This is a genomic window from Apilactobacillus ozensis DSM 23829 = JCM 17196 (assembly GCF_001435995.1).
GTDB classification, from domain to species: domain Bacteria; phylum Bacillota; class Bacilli; order Lactobacillales; family Lactobacillaceae; genus Apilactobacillus; species Apilactobacillus ozensis.
In genome coordinates this window covers 14,727-32,280 of sequence record NZ_AYYQ01000004.1, presented here as the reverse complement: position 1 = coordinate 32,280, position 17,554 = coordinate 14,727, and the positions used below count along the sequence as shown (strand labels likewise).

Sequence of the window (17,554 nt, the reverse complement as noted above, 5' to 3'; positions counted from 1 at the left end):
ATTATACTATATATCTTATCACTTTGGCGAAACCTTTTACTATGGTCTCGCCAATTTTATTGACAATTATTGTTAGGAGAGTGTGAATTAATGTCATTAAAAGACTTAAAAAATGTAACTTATTACGATTTAAATAACGAAATTAACATCCCAAAGAACGGTAAAATCCAACTAAACAAAGACAAAGAAGCTCTAGAAGCATTCTTAAAAGAAAATGTTCAAGCCAATTTAAAAACATTTTCATCACTTAAAGAAAGAATTAGTTTTCTAATTGATAATGATTATATTGAATCAGAATTTATTGAAAAATATGATTTTAATTTCATTGAAAAATTGTATCAATATTTGAAAGAACAAAACTTTCACTTTAAGTCTTTTATGGCTGCATACAAATTTTATGCACAATATGCACTTAAAACTAACGATAACAACTACTATCTAGAACAATTTATTGATCGTGTAGCGATGAATGCACTTTACTTTGCTAACGGTAATGAAGAACTTGCCATGAATTTAGCAGATGAAATCGTTCACCAAAGATACCAACCGGCAACACCAAGTTTTTTAAATGCCGGACGAAAAAGACGTGGTGAATTCGTATCATGTTTTCTAATTCAAACTACTGACAACATGAATACAATTGGTAGAACCATCAACTCAGCATTGCAACTTTCTAGAATTGGTGGTGGTGTAGGAATTAATCTGTCTAATTTACGTGCTGCTGGTGACCCTATCAAACATATTGAAGGTGCTGCATCAGGTGTAGTTCCAGTGATGAAACTATTGGAAGATAGTTTTTCATACTCTAACCAACTAGGTCAACGTCAAGGAGCCGGAGTCGTTTATCTGAGCGTATTTCATCCAGATATTATCGACTTTTTAGCGGCTAAGAAAGAAAATGCTGATGAAAAGATTCGAGTTAAAACACTTTCATTAGGTGTAACGGTTCCAGATAAGTTCTACGAATTGTGCAAAAATAATGAAGATATGTACTTATTTAGTCCATATGATGTTGAAGCTATCTATGGTGAACCATTCTCATATGTCGATATTACTAAAGAGTATGACAACATGGTTAATAATGAAAACATTAAAAAAACTAAGATCAAGGCTCGAGAATTAGAAACTGAAATTTCTAAGTTACAACAAGAATCAGGATATCCATATATAATAAATATCGATACTGCTAACAAAGTGAATCCGATTGATGGTAAAATTGTGATGAGCAATTTATGTTCAGAAATTATGCAAGTTCAAACGCCATCAACAGTGGATAATCAACAACATTATTCTGAATTAGGTACTGATGTTTCATGTAATTTAGGTTCCACAAACATTGTTAATTTAATGGATTCACCAGACTTTGGTAAATCTGTTGATGCAATGGTTAGAGCATTAACTTTTGTTTCTGATAATTCTAACATTGATGTTGTTCCTTCAATTCAACATGGTAATCACCTTGCTCATAGTATTGGCCTAGGTGGTATGGGACTACACAGTTTCTTAGCTAAAAATCAAATTGAATATGGTTCACCAGAAGCAATTGAATTTACTGGTGTATACTTTATGTTGTTAAATTACTGGACATTAAAAACATCTAATAAGATTGCTAAAGAGCGTAAAGAAACATTCCATAATTTTGAAAACAGTAAATATGCTGACGGTTCATATTTCGATAAATATATTCAAGAAGACTGGGCTCCTCAAAATAAACGTGTTCAAGAACTATTTAAAAATATTTTTATTCCATCAGAAAAAGATTGGGAACAATTAAAAAATGATGTAATGGAATACGGTCTATATAATCAAAACAGACTAGCTGTAGCCCCAAATGGGTCTATATCATACATTAACGATACAACTGCTAGTCTACACCCTATTATTAGTCGAATTGAAGAAAGATATGAAGCTAAGACTGGTAAAATTTATTATCCAGCACCTTACCTATCAAATGAAACGATTCCTTACTACAAGTCAGCATATGATACCGACATGCGTAAAGTTATCGACACCTACGCGGCCGCTCAAAAACATGTTGATCAAAGTATGAGTCTAACTTTATTTATGCGTTCAACAATTCAAGATAACTTGTATGAATGGAAAAATGGTCGTACAGATAAAATGACGACTCGTGATTTAACTATTTTAAGAAACTACGCTCACTACAAAGGTATTAAATCACTTTACTACGTTAGAACTTATACTGATGACAATCAAGAAGTCGGCGTAAACGAATGTGAAAGTTGCTCAATTTAAACTAATTAGTTAGGAGCTAAATTAATGGACAATTATAAAGCAATAAATTGGAATTCGATTAACGATGAAATAGATAAAGCTACTTGGGAAAAATTAACTGAACAATTTTGGTTAGATACACGTATCCCATTATCAAATGATTTGCACGATTGGCGTTCGTTAGATGATGATCATAAATGGGTAGTAGGTCACGTCTTCGGTGGATTAACATTGCTAGATACCCTACAATCTCAGGATGGAATGGCTGCCTTACGTAAAGACGCAATTACTCCACATGAAAATGCCGTTTTAAATAATATTCAATTTATGGAATCAGTGCATGCCAAAAGTTATTCATCAATTTTTTCAACTTTAAATACTCCCGATGAAATTGAAGAAATTTTTAAATGGAGTGATTCTGAAGAGTTCCTTCAAAATAAAGCTAAAAAAATTTACACGTTATATCATGACGATGGTAATCCTTTAAAGAAAAAAATCTCTAGTGTCTTTCTAGAAACTTTCCTATTCTATTCTGGATTTTTTACGCCTTTATGGTATTTAGGACATAATAAGTTACCTAATGTGGCTGAAATTATTAAATTAATTTTACGTGATGAATCTGTTCATGGAACTTATATTGGATATAAATTTCAAATTGCGTTTAATAAATTAAGTACTAATGAACAACAAAAACTTAAAGACTGGATGTATAGTTTCTTATATGAATTGTACGAAAATGAAGAAAAATATACACACTTGTTATACGACAAAATTGGTTGGACTGACAATGTTTTAACCTTTATCAGATACAATGCAAACAAGGCTTTAATGAACCTAGGCCAAGACCCAATGTTTGCCGATACACACGAGGATGTAGATCCAATTGTTATGAATGGTATTTCTACATCTACTGCAAATCATGACTTTTTCTCACAAGTTGGTAATGGATATCGCTTAGGTGAAGTTGAAGCTATGAATAATGACGATTATAATATTGGTAAATAATAAAAAGGATTGATGATTTAGTCATCAATCCTTTTTATATTATCTCTTAAATTTATTTATAATCATTTTAATTTTGCTACTTTTAGCATTTTTAAAATTCATTTTTTCATTCACTAATTTTAGTAATTGTAGCATTGTAAATACAAGCGAATTGCCCCTTCTATAAGCAATGTACTTAGGTGCCCAAGCGTCAACATACTTTTCTTTGTAAGTTCTTAAACCTTGGAAACTATAAAATGCAGTCCCATATTTATAAATTAAATTAGCAATTTTTTCATCGATGAAACTATACTTAGATTCACCAACGTTAGAAAGTGGTGCCATTCCTAAATTAAAGTATTTATATCCTTGTTCTTTAACATGGTTAAATAGATTTATAAACAAGCCATCCATAATTCCTGAAGGTGCATCATTACTTGAACGCATTAAGTCAATAGATGTCATTTCATAATCACCAGTCGGCATAATATTCGCAAATGCAATGATTTTTGCATCTTTATCTTTCATAATAGCTATCGGAGCCTGATTTAAATAGTACCTATCAAAGTATCCTAAAGAAAATCCTTTTTCTGGATTACCTTTTAACCATTCATCAGAAACACCTTTTAATTTATTTAAAAAGCTATCGGAAAACGGTGGATTGATAATTTCAAATTCATATTGGTCACGTTCAAACTTATGCATCAAAGCTCTTTCACCACGATGCTTTTTACCAACTAGTGAGAATTCTTCGATGTTCACGTGTCCTTCTTCACCTGCTTTGGTAAAACTAAAGCCTTTTTCATGCAAAATCATCGTTAATTTTTCCCCTACTTCATAAAATACTAACGATAATCCAATATTATCAGCTCGGTTAATAAAATCATCAATCGCAGGTTCTAGCTTATCTTGATTTCCAATTGGCTCACCCATAATAATAATTTTATTAGCTCGTTGTTTGTACATAAAAAATATTTGATCTTGTCCATCTTCGTTATAGAAATAAATGTTTTTATCTCTAACGTAAGCTAAGTGACTTACTTCATTGCCACCAAATTTAACAATAACATCATGTACCCTACTAGCATCGAATGGTTGATCCAACCAATCTACTTTTTTATATGATAAATAACGATATATCAAAATTGATATTAATAAAGAAAGAATTAAGGCTAAGAAGCCTGAAAACCACACTTGAGTAGATGGAAATGAGTAGGAACTAAAAAAATGAAATGATCTAAATTTAAAACTAGTATATATTCCAACAATTCCATACATCACAAAGGTAAATCCGAATATGCAAATATCAAAAATCATTTGGCCCCAAGGACAAGACAACTTATCACGATATAAAACCCCATAAGATAACCATAAAGCAATTACTACAATTCCAAAAAATACACACATATTTATTGGAAAATCCTCTTTCCACAACGTGTTTACCATCGAAATAAGAATAACAACAACTGTTGGCCAGTATGCTTTTTTAACCTTGGATGCAAAACCTCTCGCTAAGCCAATTAAAAGAAATGCAAATATTATATTAGATAACTGACTTAAAAAGTAAAAACTGTATGGCTCTAAAAATAGATAGAATCGATTAAATAAAACCTGATTTGGCATAACGACTAACAAAATCATCATTATCCCTGTAAAGTACATAAATATGGTTATAAATAGGTGTGAAAGTTTCTGGAATATAGCTTTTGGAATGTTGTCCAAAAACTTATTAAATCTCTGAAGTAAATCAAAAGCAAAAAATATTATTCCTAAAATAACAGGGAAAATGTAGTAAAATGCTCGATATAATAACAGCCAAACTAACGCATCACTAGGTGATACTCCTAAAAACAGTAGTCCAGTTAACATAGTTCCGTCAAAACTACCTAATCCTCCAGGAATTAAAGTGAAAACACCTACTACGTTAGCAACTATGAAAACAGGCAAAACGGCTACAAGATTAATACTTTGATGCATAAAAGCACCAATTATTATAAATAATGAAGCACAACCAGCCCATTCAAGCAAAGATCCAACGATTAGTTGAATTTCTAATTTTTTAGTCATATCTTTAAAAAATTCAGTATTAGTTTTTCGAATAAATATAAATAATATAGGGAAATATAGTCCTCCACCTACAACAAAAAACCACCACCACCAGTCATTACTATTGGCACCAAATCCAAAAATCCACATCATAATTAAAGCTATCCAACAGTAACTAGATAAGCCTGCTTCTAAAAAAATAACTATTTTAGAAATAGCATATAGGATTTGTTTGCGACTTGCATTTTTACTATAAAAACTAGCTCTCAAACTAGCTCCCAATACTCCACCAAATCCAGCAATATTAGTCAATGTATTGGTAATCCAACCAGTTTTGATTATATACCAAGGACTAAACTTACCAGGTAAAAAATCAACTATGGTAAAGTCATAAATCAACATTGGCGTTACAGCTATAAATCCTAATATAGTCATGCTTATTAATGATAACGGAGTTTGAGTGGCAAAACTTTTTGCCATCTCTTTTCCACTAATCTCACTGCCCTCACTAATACCAACATGGATTACGATTCCTAAAACAAATAAAACAAATAGAACTTTAAAAACATTAATATGTCTATTGAAAAAGTCCCATAGTTTTTGTAATAAAGCTTTCAAAATAATAGCCTCCATGTATTTCAATAATATTTTAATTATCTCAATTTACATTATAATAAACAACCCATTGAATAAATATTTAAATAAAACAAAAAAGGCATGCAGCTATATAGCCACATACCTTTTTCAAAGTTACAATTATTTAACTGTAACAGTTGCGCCAACTGCTTCAAGTTTTTCTTTGATGTCGTTAGCTTCGTCTTCTTTAACGTCTTCTTTAATAACTGAAGGTGCTTTGTCAACAAGGTCTTTAGAATCTTTTAATCCTAAACCAGTGATTTCACGAACAACCTTGATTGCTTTAACCTTTTGGTCACCTGAAGCTGTCAATTCAACAGTGAATGAATCTTTAGCAGCACCTGCATCAGCACCACCAGCAACTGGAGCAGCAGCTGCAGCTGAAACGTCGAATTCTTCTTCAATTGCCTTAACTAAGTCGTTTAAGTCAGTAATTGAAGCGTCTTTAATTTGTTCAATAATGTTATCTTTATCAAAAGCCATTTTAATTTCCTCCAATTTGGAATAATTTTTTATTTAGGCAGCGTCGCCATCGTTATCTTTTTCTGAAACAGCCTTAACAGCAAGAGCAAACTTGCGGACAGGGTCTTGTAAGATGTTTGCAAGAGTTGAAAGTAATTCTTCACGACTAGGTAATGTAGCGAATGTATTAATTTCATCCAATGTAGCAATCTTATCTTCGATAATACCACCCTTGATTTCAACGGCATCAGTATTATCAGCAAATTTCTTTAAGATCTTTGCAGGAGCAACAGGGTCTTCGTTTGAGAAAGCAACAGCAGTAGGACCACTAAATACTTCGTCAAGACCTTCATAACCAGTTGCATCGGCAGCACGTTTAACAATATTATTTTTAACAACATTGAATTGTACGCCTGCATCACGCAATTGTTTACGTAAATCAGTTACTTCAGCAACACTTAAACCACGGTAGTTAACAACAATAGCTGAAACAGCGTCTTTAAATTGTTTAGTAACTACATCAACTTTTTTTGCTTTAGCATCAATTACATCTTTTTTTGGCATTAGTTTCACCTCCCAAATTTTTTGGGATTTAATAAAAAATCCCTATGCCTACCAAAACATAGAGAGAATATTAAATTCTCCTCGTCAGGATATTAAGAGCAAAACTCACCTGAGTCTTAGGTAGACTGAAACACATATTTAATTAGCAGTATTAATTTACCATATAAATTGAATATGGTCAATTAGGGATTTTTATATTAATTAAATTCCAATTTTAATCAATTATCTCTAGAATGAATCCAAAGCAACTTTAACCCCAGGGCCAAATGTTGTAGAGATTGATAAGTTAGAAATGTAAGTACCACGTACTGAAGCTGGACGATTCTTAACAATTAATTCTTCAATTGCTTTGAAGTTTCCAACTAATTTATCAGCATCAAATGATGATTTACCAATGATAACTGCAACGTTACCATCACGGTCAGTACGGTAAGTAACCTTACCTGATTTTGAGTCTGAAACAGCTTTAGCTACATCCATAGTAACTGTTCCAGTCTTAGGGTTAGGCATCAAACCTTTAGGTCCAAGGACACGTCCTAGACGTCCAACTTGAGCCATCATGTCTGGAGTTGCAATAGCAACATCAAAGTCTAACCATCCATCTTGAATTTTTTCAGCTAAGTCAGCTTCACCAACAACGTCTGCGCCAGCAGCTTCTGCTTCTTTAGCTTTATCACCTTTAGCAAAAACAATTACCTTTTGGTCTTTACCTGTACCATTTGGTAAAACAACAGCACCACGTAATTGTTGGTCAGCTTGTTTTGTGTCAACGTTTAAGTTGAAAACAACTTCTACAGTTGAGTCAAACTTAGCGTAATCAATTTTTTTAACTAGTTCAACTGCTTCTTCAACAGAGTATTCCTTTGTACGGTCTACTTGTTTAAGAGCATCTTGGTATTTTTTACCTCTTTTTTGAGCCATCTGTGTCTTTTCCTCCTTGCAATTGTGGTTGTAACGGATAAACCTCCCACATAATGTACGAGAAACGTACATTATGGTACTACTTTAGAAAAATATAAGATTAACCTTCAACAGTGAATCCCATACTACGTGCAGTACCTTCGATCATACGCATTGCGGCTTCAACATCAGCTGCGTTAAGATCTTTCATTTTAGTTTCGGCAATTTCTTTAACTTGGTCTTTAGTTACACTAGCAACCTTCTTAGTATTTGGTTCACCGGAACCGTGTTCTACACCAGCAGCCTTCTTCAATAAAATTGAAGCAGGTGGTGTCTTAGTGATGAAATCAAATGAACGATCTTCGTATACGGTAATTACAACTGGGATAAGCATTCCTGCTTGATCTGCAGTACGAGCATTAAATTCTTTTGTAAATCCCATAATGTTAATACCAGCTTGACCCAATGCAGGTCCAACTGGAGGAGCGGGTGTTGCTTTAGCCGCAGGGATTTGTAATTTAACTACGTTAGCTACTTTTTTAGCCACGAGATATACCTCCTTAAGTCTGTGTGTGGTAAAAATTGGAGATTAATATTTCTCCTCCCACTTAGTATGCACAAACATACTAATATAATATATCATCTTATGCTGAAATGTACAACCATTTTTATTGAATTATTTGTACTTGGTCAAAATCTAATTCTGCACTAGTTTCTCTACCAAACATATCAACAATAACTTTTAGCTTACCTTTTTCATCGTTCTTTTCAGTAATTTTTCCAACTAATCCAGCAAATGCACCTTCAGTAACAGTTACTGAATCGCCAACTTCAGCATCTAACTTTTGACGTTTCTTAGCAACTCCTAAGCGACTCAAAATTAGTTCTACTTCATCTGGCAACAATGGGGTTGGCTTACTACCTTGACCATGTGAACCGATGAAACCTGTAACACCAGGAGTATTTCTAACGATGTACCATGCTTGGTCAGTCATTACCATTTCAACCAGTACATATCCAGGAAAAGTTTTATCCATCTTAACTTTATCTTTACCATTTTTAACTTCATGCTCTTCAGTTTCAGGAACCACTACACTGAAAATATAGTCTTGCATTCCCATAGATTCTTTTCTAGATTCCAAATTCATTTTAACTTTATTTTCATAACCTGAATAAGTATGAATTACATACCATTGTTTTTCATTTGATTCCATATTAATTACTCCCTTTACAATCCAAAATAAAAAAACTTCGTAACTAACGAAGTTCCCTATGTCTCTAAATACATATTATATTAATTTATATTAATTATCAATATTAAAGTAGATGCAATGCGTATTGCACTAGTAAATCAACAACTGCAAAAAAGATTGCAAACATAATCGACATACCAATAACAGTCGAAGTATCTGTTTTAGTTTGTTTAGCATTTGGCCAAACAACTTTTTTCATTTCAGATCCTACATTTCTAAAAAAGCCAAATAGTTTCATATTATTTATTTCTCCTTAAAATCATTTTGTTTCTAAATGTAGAGTAGAAACTCCACAATGTTTACAAAATTTTTTTATAGCAAAACGTTTATCTCTATCAATTTTAGCAGATGTAATATAGTTTCTTGAACCACACTTAGAGCAAGCTAAAACAATTTTTTGTTGAGCCATAAATCACACATCCAATCAACCAAGATATTACCATTAAAGTACTCATAACGTCAATTTATTAAATTTAACACGGCATCTCTCAAAAGCATTACTAACTTTAGATTCTTTACAATTATTTTCTAAAGCTATTTCAGAAAAATCTTTTTTACTAAACAATGCAACCAAAGTTTTTTGTTCAAAATCAGAGCAAACTTTCAAGAGTTTCAATATTTTTTCTTGCAAAATAATTTGGCTTTCTGGGCAAACCGCTAAAGCATCAGACATTGTGTCTGATAAGAATTTTTCATTACTGTTAAATGATGTTTGCATAGTAACTGGAATTCTTTTTTGTGCATTACTTCTTCTTATAAGATCAAAGCATTTGTTTTTAAGACTCATTTTAAAAAAAACGCCAAAATTAACCATTTTTTCAACATCGTATCTTTTAACTGAATTTAACATAACTATGATGGCTTCTTGATACCAATCATCAACGTCAAAGCCATGTAAATAATAAGTAGCCCAAAGTTTATTAACCAAAGGTCTATACTTCTCAAATAATTCATTAATTGCATCCTCATCATGCATTTTAATTCGCTTTATTAAATTTTTGTCTATTAGATACGATTCACTTTTATAGTACATCATTCACCTCATGAACTTTTATAAGGTTATAAACTAAATGAATAACGTACCCCATTCAAGCGAACATAAGTTCCCACTATATAAATTAGACGGTATACCAATATATTTATATAAATATATTTATAACTTATTATTTAGATAAATCATCTCTTAATTTTTCTAAAACCATCATTTGCTCAGGGGGAATAGTATTTCGAATGACTTTGCCCTGATTTTTATAGCTCTTCACATCATGTTGAATTTCTGTCTTAGCTCTTTGAATATCCCGCAACAATTCTCTAGCTGGTAATCTTAACGCTCCTGCTGAAAATACAGTCCACTGTTCTGCTTGGTCTGAAGTTACCACTACCACCTGTAAAAATCTAGATTGCTTCTTTCTAACAAAAGATTCAATATATGAATCCGCAGTTTCATTCTTATTTGTCCAGATTACATCTAAGTTATAGTGCTTATCTTTTCTTGAAAGTCCAGGGACGTACATCGCATCAAAAATCACAATGATGTTTAATTCACGATATTTTTTATATTCAGAAATTTCCTTTAATAATTCGTCCCTTGCATCAGCCAAACGATTATCAAGTTTCATTTGATTCAAATGTGGCCAGTTACCAATAACATTGTATCCATCAATAACCAAAAGCTGCTTTTTCAATGAATAACACCACCTAACTAAAGGGGATTTCTGGAACTGTAACCTTGATACATCAATAAACTAGCGGCCACACTAGCATTAAGGCTTTGTACTTGACCTACCATAGGAATTGTTAGCATTTGATCAACATTCTTTTTAAGTAATGGTGAGATTCCCTTACCTTCATTACCAATAACAATAGCTGATGAACCTTTACCATCCCATCTACGATAATCGGTTCCATTCATATCCGTACCGAAAATCCAAACCCCATTATCTTTTAAATACTTGGCTGTATTGATTAAGTTAGTAACCCTAACCACTGGAACTCTTTCAATGGCGCCGGCTGACGTTTTGGCAACCGTTGAAGTAATTCCCACAGCACGATGTTTGGGAATTATAACCCCATTTACACCACTAGCATCAGCAGTTCTAATAATCGAACCTAAGTTGTGAGGGTCTTCTATATTATCCAAGATTAGAAAGAAAGGTTCTTCATTTCTATTTTTAGCATTCTCAAAGATATCGTCTAAAGTAGCATATTTATATGGCGACACTGACAATACTACTCCTTGGTGATTTTGATGATCAGACAATATATCCAACTTTTGTTTAGGTACAACCGAAATAACTAACTTCTTTTGCTTGGCTAATTTAATTATTTCAGAAATTGATTTCTCATCTTTTTTTATTCCATTTTGTAAAAATACTTTATTTATTTCTTGTTTACCACGTAGTGCCGAAACTACGGGATGACGTCCAATTATAAAATCACTTTGGTCACTATCATTATTTTTCATATTTTGTTCTCCCTGCATCTATTTGTTCAATACACCAATAGCATAACTCATCTAAACGATCTTGTTGATGACTTAAAGATAAGTATCCCATTAAAGCTTCAAATCCAGTTGAAATACGATAAGTAATTACACTAGTATTTTTGGCGTGTGTATAACTTTTAGCGTTGCGACCACGTTTAAAAACTGATATTTCATCATCAGTTAACTTTTTATCATTTAGCATTAAATCAATTAAAGCCGCCTGAGCCTTGGCAGAAACATATTTACGAGCAGTTTTTTGTAAGTGGTTAGGTTTAGTCAAACCAATTCCTAATAAATGCTTTCTAACATATACCTCATAAATAGAATCCCCTAAGTAAGCCAGAGCAATTGCATTTAGTTGATTATAATCAACTTCTTGTTCTTCTATCATTTATATTATTCCCTTCTAAAACGTGTTCCTTGAGCAGTATCTTCAAGAATAATTCCCTTAGATTTTAAATCTTCTCGAATTTCATCACTACGAGCAAAGTTACGGTCTTTTCGAGCTTGGTTTCTTTCTTCAATTAAGCGTTCAACTTTTTCGTCATTTAAAGCTTCGAATTGTAATTTAACTCCAAAAATGCTAGCCATGGTAGATAACTTTTTAAGAATTAACTTGATAGTATCTTTAAATACATACTCTCTTTCAGAATAGACATTACCCAACTTAGCTAGTTCATATACTTGAGCAATTCCATTTTGAACATTAAAATCATCATCCATTGCATCTTGAAAATCTGCCTGAATTTGTCTAACTTCTTGGTCCACTTTAGGGTCATTAAAGTCATCAGCAGTATCTAATCGATAAGACAAATTATTGTAAGCAGTTTGTATTTTCTTCAAATTATTAGCAGCAACCGATAAGTTCTTTTGATTATATTGAATAGGTCTTCGATATTGCGTAGTCGACATTAAAAATCTAATAACTTGTGCATCAACTTTTTTAACTAATTCATGAACAGTTACAAAATTTCCTAGTGATTTACTCATCTTTTCATTTTCGTCACCAACCGTAACAAATCCATTATGCATCCAATACTTTACAAAAGTTGTGCCTGTTTTAGCCTCACTTTGTGCTCTTTCATTCTCATGATGTGGAAATTCTAAATCTTCACCGCCACCATGAATATCAATGGTATTACCTAAGTACTTAGTAGCCATTACTGAACATTCAATATGCCAGCCAGGACGACCATTTCCCCAAGGCGACTTCCATGAGATTTCACCTGGTTTGGCCGGTTTCCATAAAACAAAGTCAACAGGGTCTTCTTTTAAAGCTAATTCTTCCTGGTTAACGTGTTCGCTAGCACCCGCTTCTAAATCGTCAATACTTTCGTGAGCTAATAAACCATATGATTTAAATTTTCTGGCACGATAATAAACATTGCCCTTATTCTCATAAGCAAAACCATTTTTAATTAGTACTTTAATAAATTCGATAATATCATCAATATTTTCAGTAGCTCTAGGATTATTGCTAGCAGGTTTCACATTAAGTGCTTTAACGTCTTCATTATAAGCATTTATATATTTATCGGTTAATGCTTTAACACTGATATTTTGTTCATTTGCTGCTTTTATAATTTTGTCATCTACATCAGTGAAATTAGAAACATAGTTTACTTGATATCCACAATACTCCAAATACTTTCTAATCGTATCAAATGCGACAACACTTCTAGCATTACCAATATGAATATAGTTGTAGACTGTGGGCCCACAAACATACATATTAACAATTCTTTGATGAATTGGTTCAAAATTTTCCTTTTTTCTAGTTAATGTATTATATATACGTAGCAAATTGGGCACCTCTAATTCTGTTAATGTTGCAATTCACTTTATTTTATCATAATTTAAGTATTTATTTTAAGGAATAATAAAAGGACTGGCTCAAATGAACCAGTCCAATTAATGTATTTATTAATTATTATTTATTAATTTGTTTTAAAGTTTGATCAATATGTTCCAAAGCTTTTTGTCTTCCAATCAATTCAATAGATTCAGGAAGTTCAGGTCCGTGCATTTCATGAGTAACCGCAATTCTAATTGGCATCCATAATTTACGACCTTTAATGCCTGTGTCTTTTTGAATAGATTTGATAGTACTTAGAATTTCTGTCTTATCAAAAATATCAATTTTGCTAATGCGTTCGGAAAATTCTTTTAATACTACAGGAGCAGTATCATTGTCGATTTCTTCCAATGATTCACCATCAATTTGTTCCGGTTCATTAAAGAACACACTAGCCATTTCGTTGATTTGTGCCATATAACTCATTTGTTGTTTATAAACGTTAACTAACTTACGAGCCCATTCAATTGTTTTAGCATCTGGTTGTTTAGGTAAATTACCCTTTGCAATAAGTTGACGTAATGCCAAGTCCATAACAACATCTTCATCACTAGATTTAACATATTGATTATTAATCCATTCTAGCTTCTTGTTATCAAAGTTAGCAGGTGATTTACTCAAACGATTTTCATCATACATTTTAATGAATTGTTGTTTAGAGAAAATTTCATCTTCACCCTTAGGAGACCAACCAAGTAATGTAATAAAGTTGAACATAGCATCTGGTAAGTAACCTAAATCTCTATATTGTTCAATAAATTGAATAATCGATTCATCACGTTTACTCAACTTTTTACCAGTATCAGCACTAGTAATTAAACTCATATGACCAAATTTAGGTGCTTCCCAACCGAAAGCTTCGTACATCATTAGTTGTTTAGGAGTATTAGCAACGTGATCATCGCCACGGAATACATGTGAAATCTTCATTTCATGGTCATCAACAATTACAGCAAAGTTGTAGGTTGGCATTCCGTCACGTTTAACGATGACAAAATCGCCACCAATTGTATCAGAATTAAATGAAACATGTCCTTTTACAATGTCATCCCAAGCATATTCAGTATTCTTAGGTACTCTAAAACGAATAACTGGTTTTAAACCTTTAGCTTCTGATTCAGCCATTGATTGTTTAATTTCTTCATCAGTCATACCAGCATATTCATATTCATAGTGAGGCATAACACCACGTGCACGTTGTTCTTCACGATCAGCTGTTAATTCTTCTTCTGTACGGTATGAATAGTAAGCTTTATCTTCATCTAATAATTGTTGAATTAATGGAGTATAAATAGACTTTCTTTCAGATTGTCTGTATGGTCCATATTCACCTGGTTTGTCAGGACCTTCGTCCCAGTCTAATCCTAACCATTTCAGATTATCTAGTTGACTTTTTTCACCATCAGCTACATTTCGTTTAGTATCGGTATCTTCTATACGAATTATGAACTTTCCCTTATTATGTCTTGCAAATAAGTAATTAAAAATAGCAGTTCTTGCGTTACCGATATGTAAATGTCCTGTAGGACTTGGTGCATATCTAACACGAATAGAGTTCTTAGCCAATGCGTATTCTCCTCTTTTAATAAAATTTAAACTTTAATATCAATATAAGTTTACAATGAAAAAATGTAAAAATAAAGTGTTCGTAAACTATTATTTATCAATTTTCGCAAATATCATTTTACCAGCATCTGTTTGTAAAGCGCTAGTAACTGTAACATCTAATAGTTGATTCATGTGGTCACGACCACCTTCCACAACTACCATCGTTCCATCGTCTAAATAAGCAACCCCTTGACGTCTTTCAGTTCCTTTTTTAACAACTGTAACTTGCATCGATTCCCCTGGTATTACTTTTTGTTTCAGAGCATTAGACAAAGCGTTAATGTTTAAAACATTTACATTTTGAAATGAAATAACTTTATTGAGATTATAATCATTAGTAACAATTACACCGTTAATATCTTTAGCTAATTGAATTAACTTGCTGTCGACTTCTGAGATTTGCTTATAATCTTTATCATACATCTCAATGGGCATAATTTTTTCGCTTTGTAGTTTATTTAAAATGTCTAAACCTCTTCGTCCTCTAACTCGTTTTACACTATCACTAGAATCAGCAATGTACTGTAACTCGTATAAAACAAAATTTGGTACAACTAATGTGCCTTCCAAAAACCCAGTTTTAACTAGGTCATAAATTCGACCATCAATTAAAATATTAGTATCTAATATTTTATAATTGTTATTTTTAGAGTTAGAAACATTATTGGAATTATTTCTTTTAATACTAAAGTGAAATAGTTTTCCCCAATCGTTAATTCTAGTCGTTCCTAAAATAAATCCAAAATATCCTAAAAATAGCATTAACAAAATTGGAATAATGGTATTAATTAAGAATGTTTGAGATCTAAATAAAACGATAGAAATTAAAATTGCTAATACTAATCCCAATATCATTCCGATAACGCCCATTAGTAAATATAAAGGACTTTTTCTTGATAAATATTTTTCAGTCCTATCTAACATATTTTTAATTTGATTAGTTAGTAGAAAAGACAATCCTAAGAAAATCAAGCATCCCAAAATAAAGTCAGTAAAAATATTATTCAAGAATTTAATATTATATAAATTGGTTACAAACCATAGGTCTGGAAGATAAACAATTCCAATCGCTCCACCAATTATTATTAAAATCGATTGGATAATTCTGGTTCGATTTAAAGATTTCATCCCTATTTAACTCCTTTCTATCCTATTGCAACTTTTAAAGCCTCCGACAAAGTTGAAACTCCTACAATTTCAATATCTTTAGGATAATCCCAACCATTTAAATTATTTTTAGGTAATAACACTCGTTTAAAGCCTAATTTCTTTGCTTCTGCCACTCTCGACTCAATCCGACTAACTCTTCTAATTTCGCCGGTTAATCCAATCTCTCCAATATAGCAATCGGTAGCATTAGTTCCTACGTTTTTATAACTAGATGCAATACTTACTGCAACTGATAAATCAATTGCCGGCTCGTTTAATTTTACACCACCTGCAGCTTTTAAATAAGCATCTTGATTTTGTAGCATTAGGCCCGCTCGTTTTTCTAACACTGCCATTAATAAGGCAACTCGATTGCGGTCCAGTCCTGTCGCAGTTCGTTGAGCATTTCCAAAAACTGACTGAGTAATCAATGCTTGAATTTCTACCAAAATCGGCCTGGTTCCTTCCATTGAAACCACAATTGCTGAACCAGTAGCATTCTTTAAACGTTCTTCTAAAAATACTTCCGACGGGTTAGATACTTCAATCAAACCTTCGCCACGCATTTCAAATATTCCTAGCTCATCAGTAGAGCCAAAACGATTTTTTACCGCACGCAAAATTCGATAAGAATGGTGCATGTCACCTTCAAAATATAATACAGTATCAACCATATGTTCTAGTGTTTTAGGTCCTGCAATTGCTCCACCTTTAGTCACGTGACCAACTACAAATACTGTAATTGCATTACTTTTAGCAATATTCATTAATTCAGCTGTGATTGCCCTAACTTGACCAATTGATCCAATATTAGAGTCAACTTCTGGTTCTTGAATAGTCTGAATAGAATCCACCACTACGATATCAGGTTTTATATCATCAATGGCTGTACGAATTAGTTGCATATCAGTTTCTGGATAAATATAGACTTGTGAGTTATCAACAACCAAACGATCAGCGCGCATTTTAATTTGATTAGCACTTTCTTCTCCAGAAACATAAAGAACTTTTTGCTTTTTTTGACTTAATTGGCCTGAAATCTGCAATAGTAATGTTGATTTACCAATTCCAGGATCACCACCAATTAAAACTAACGAGCCTGGCACAACTCCTCCACCTAAAACACGGTTAAACTCTTCAGATTCAGTTTTTATTCTAGGCTCATCTTGTGCTTTAACGTTTCCAATCAATTCTGGTTTTATACGGCTACCGTTGGAACCAGAAACACTAAAAGATTTAGTTCTCTGATTATTACTACTTTGAACTTTTTCTTCTACGAACGTATTCCACTTTGAACAATTAGGACATCGACCTAAATACTTTGGTGAAATGTAGCCACAGTCTTGACAAACAAATTGGGTTTTTAATTTAGCCAAT

General features: G+C 32.5%; 18 protein-coding genes and 1 other annotated feature. Of the genes, 2 read left to right on the top strand and 16 right to left on the bottom strand.

Going from position 1 to position 17,554, the window contains the following annotated elements; translation table 11 throughout:
* Window positions 1-90: 90 nt before the first annotated feature.
* Both nrdE and nrdF read left to right on the top strand, forming a co-directional pair.
* Window positions 91-2,256 (top strand): class 1b ribonucleoside-diphosphate reductase subunit alpha, encoded by a 2,166-nt coding sequence (gene nrdE, locus FD06_RS01550; protein ID WP_056965694.1) that lies wholly within the window; start codon window positions 91-93, stop codon window positions 2,254-2,256.
* A 24-nt stretch (window positions 2,257-2,280) separates the two neighbouring features.
* Window positions 2,281-3,240, top strand: a complete 960-nt coding sequence (gene nrdF / locus FD06_RS01545; RefSeq protein WP_056965693.1) for a class 1b ribonucleoside-diphosphate reductase subunit beta — start codon at window positions 2,281-2,283, stop codon at window positions 3,238-3,240.
* A 39-nt stretch (window positions 3,241-3,279) separates the two neighbouring features.
* Here the strand turns inward: nrdF and mprF are convergent, their stop codons facing one another.
* The 16 genes from mprF to radA form a co-directional block, all read right to left on the bottom strand.
* Window positions 3,280-5,883 (bottom strand): bifunctional lysylphosphatidylglycerol flippase/synthetase MprF, encoded by a 2,604-nt coding sequence (gene mprF, locus FD06_RS01540; RefSeq protein WP_237757218.1) that lies wholly within the window; start codon window positions 5,881-5,883, stop codon window positions 3,280-3,282.
* Between the two features lie 138 nt (window positions 5,884-6,021).
* Window positions 6,022-6,384 carry a 50S ribosomal protein L7/L12 gene (gene rplL, locus FD06_RS01535; RefSeq protein WP_054657949.1) on the bottom strand — a complete coding sequence of 121 codons (363 nt, stop codon included), beginning with the start codon at window positions 6,382-6,384 and terminating at the stop codon, window positions 6,022-6,024.
* A gap of 33 nt (window positions 6,385-6,417) precedes the next feature.
* A complete protein-coding gene (rplJ, locus tag FD06_RS01530) occupies window positions 6,418-6,927 on the bottom strand; it encodes a 50S ribosomal protein L10 (RefSeq protein ID WP_054657952.1) in 510 nt (169 codons plus the stop codon).
* A 24-nt stretch (window positions 6,928-6,951) separates the two neighbouring features.
* Window positions 6,952-7,066 (bottom strand) — a sequence feature (ribosomal protein L10 leader region).
* Window positions 7,067-7,155: 89 nt separating this feature from the next.
* Window positions 7,156-7,848, bottom strand: a complete 693-nt coding sequence (gene rplA, locus FD06_RS01525; RefSeq protein WP_056965691.1) for a 50S ribosomal protein L1 — start codon at window positions 7,846-7,848, stop codon at window positions 7,156-7,158.
* Window positions 7,849-7,948: 100 nt separating this feature from the next.
* Window positions 7,949-8,374, bottom strand: coding sequence for a 50S ribosomal protein L11 (rplK, locus tag FD06_RS01520; protein WP_054657955.1), 426 nt, complete (start codon window positions 8,372-8,374; stop codon window positions 7,949-7,951).
* Between the two features lie 121 nt (window positions 8,375-8,495).
* Complete coding sequence (gene nusG, locus FD06_RS01515) at window positions 8,496-9,041, bottom strand: transcription termination/antitermination protein NusG (RefSeq protein ID WP_054657957.1); 546 nt, start codon at window positions 9,039-9,041, stop codon at window positions 8,496-8,498.
* Between the two features lie 103 nt (window positions 9,042-9,144).
* Window positions 9,145-9,318 (bottom strand): preprotein translocase subunit SecE, encoded by a 174-nt coding sequence (secE, locus tag FD06_RS01510; RefSeq protein ID WP_056965690.1) that lies wholly within the window; start codon window positions 9,316-9,318, stop codon window positions 9,145-9,147.
* Between the two features lie 21 nt (window positions 9,319-9,339).
* Window positions 9,340-9,489: a 50S ribosomal protein L33 gene (rpmG, locus tag FD06_RS01505; protein ID WP_056965689.1), complete on the bottom strand. Its 150-nt coding sequence runs from the start codon at window positions 9,487-9,489 to the stop codon at window positions 9,340-9,342.
* Between the two features lie 42 nt (window positions 9,490-9,531).
* Window positions 9,532-10,113 (bottom strand): sigma-70 family RNA polymerase sigma factor, encoded by a 582-nt coding sequence (locus FD06_RS01500; protein WP_056965688.1) that lies wholly within the window; start codon window positions 10,111-10,113, stop codon window positions 9,532-9,534.
* Between the two features lie 130 nt (window positions 10,114-10,243).
* The gene (locus FD06_RS01495) at window positions 10,244-10,765 is read right to left on the bottom strand and encodes an NYN domain-containing protein (protein ID WP_056965687.1); all 522 of its coding nucleotides are present in this window, start codon (window positions 10,763-10,765) and stop codon (window positions 10,244-10,246) included.
* Between the two features lie 17 nt (window positions 10,766-10,782).
* Window positions 10,783-11,544, bottom strand: a complete 762-nt coding sequence (gene rlmB / locus FD06_RS01490) for a 23S rRNA (guanosine(2251)-2'-O)-methyltransferase RlmB (protein ID WP_191980335.1) — start codon at window positions 11,542-11,544, stop codon at window positions 10,783-10,785.
* Window positions 11,534-11,956, bottom strand: coding sequence for a Mini-ribonuclease 3 (locus FD06_RS01485; RefSeq protein ID WP_056965685.1), 423 nt, complete (start codon window positions 11,954-11,956; stop codon window positions 11,534-11,536). Before FD06_RS01485 ends, rlmB begins: the two co-directional genes overlap by 11 nt.
* 5 nt (window positions 11,957-11,961) lie before the next feature.
* On the bottom strand, window positions 11,962-13,368 hold the full coding sequence (gene cysS / locus FD06_RS01480; protein ID WP_056965684.1) for a cysteine--tRNA ligase: 1,407 nt from the start codon (window positions 13,366-13,368) through the stop codon (window positions 11,962-11,964).
* 127 nt (window positions 13,369-13,495) lie between these two features.
* Entirely contained in the window at window positions 13,496-14,986 is a 1,491-nt protein-coding gene (gene gltX / locus FD06_RS01475; protein ID WP_054657961.1) for a glutamate--tRNA ligase, read from the bottom strand.
* 90 nt (window positions 14,987-15,076) lie between these two features.
* Window positions 15,077-16,156, bottom strand: a complete 1,080-nt coding sequence (locus FD06_RS01470; protein ID WP_056965683.1) for a PIN/TRAM domain-containing protein — start codon at window positions 16,154-16,156, stop codon at window positions 15,077-15,079.
* 17 nt (window positions 16,157-16,173) lie between these two features.
* Window positions 16,174-17,553, bottom strand: coding sequence for a DNA repair protein RadA (radA, locus tag FD06_RS01465; protein ID WP_056965682.1), 1,380 nt, complete (start codon window positions 17,551-17,553; stop codon window positions 16,174-16,176).
* Window position 17,554: the final 1 nt, after the last annotated feature.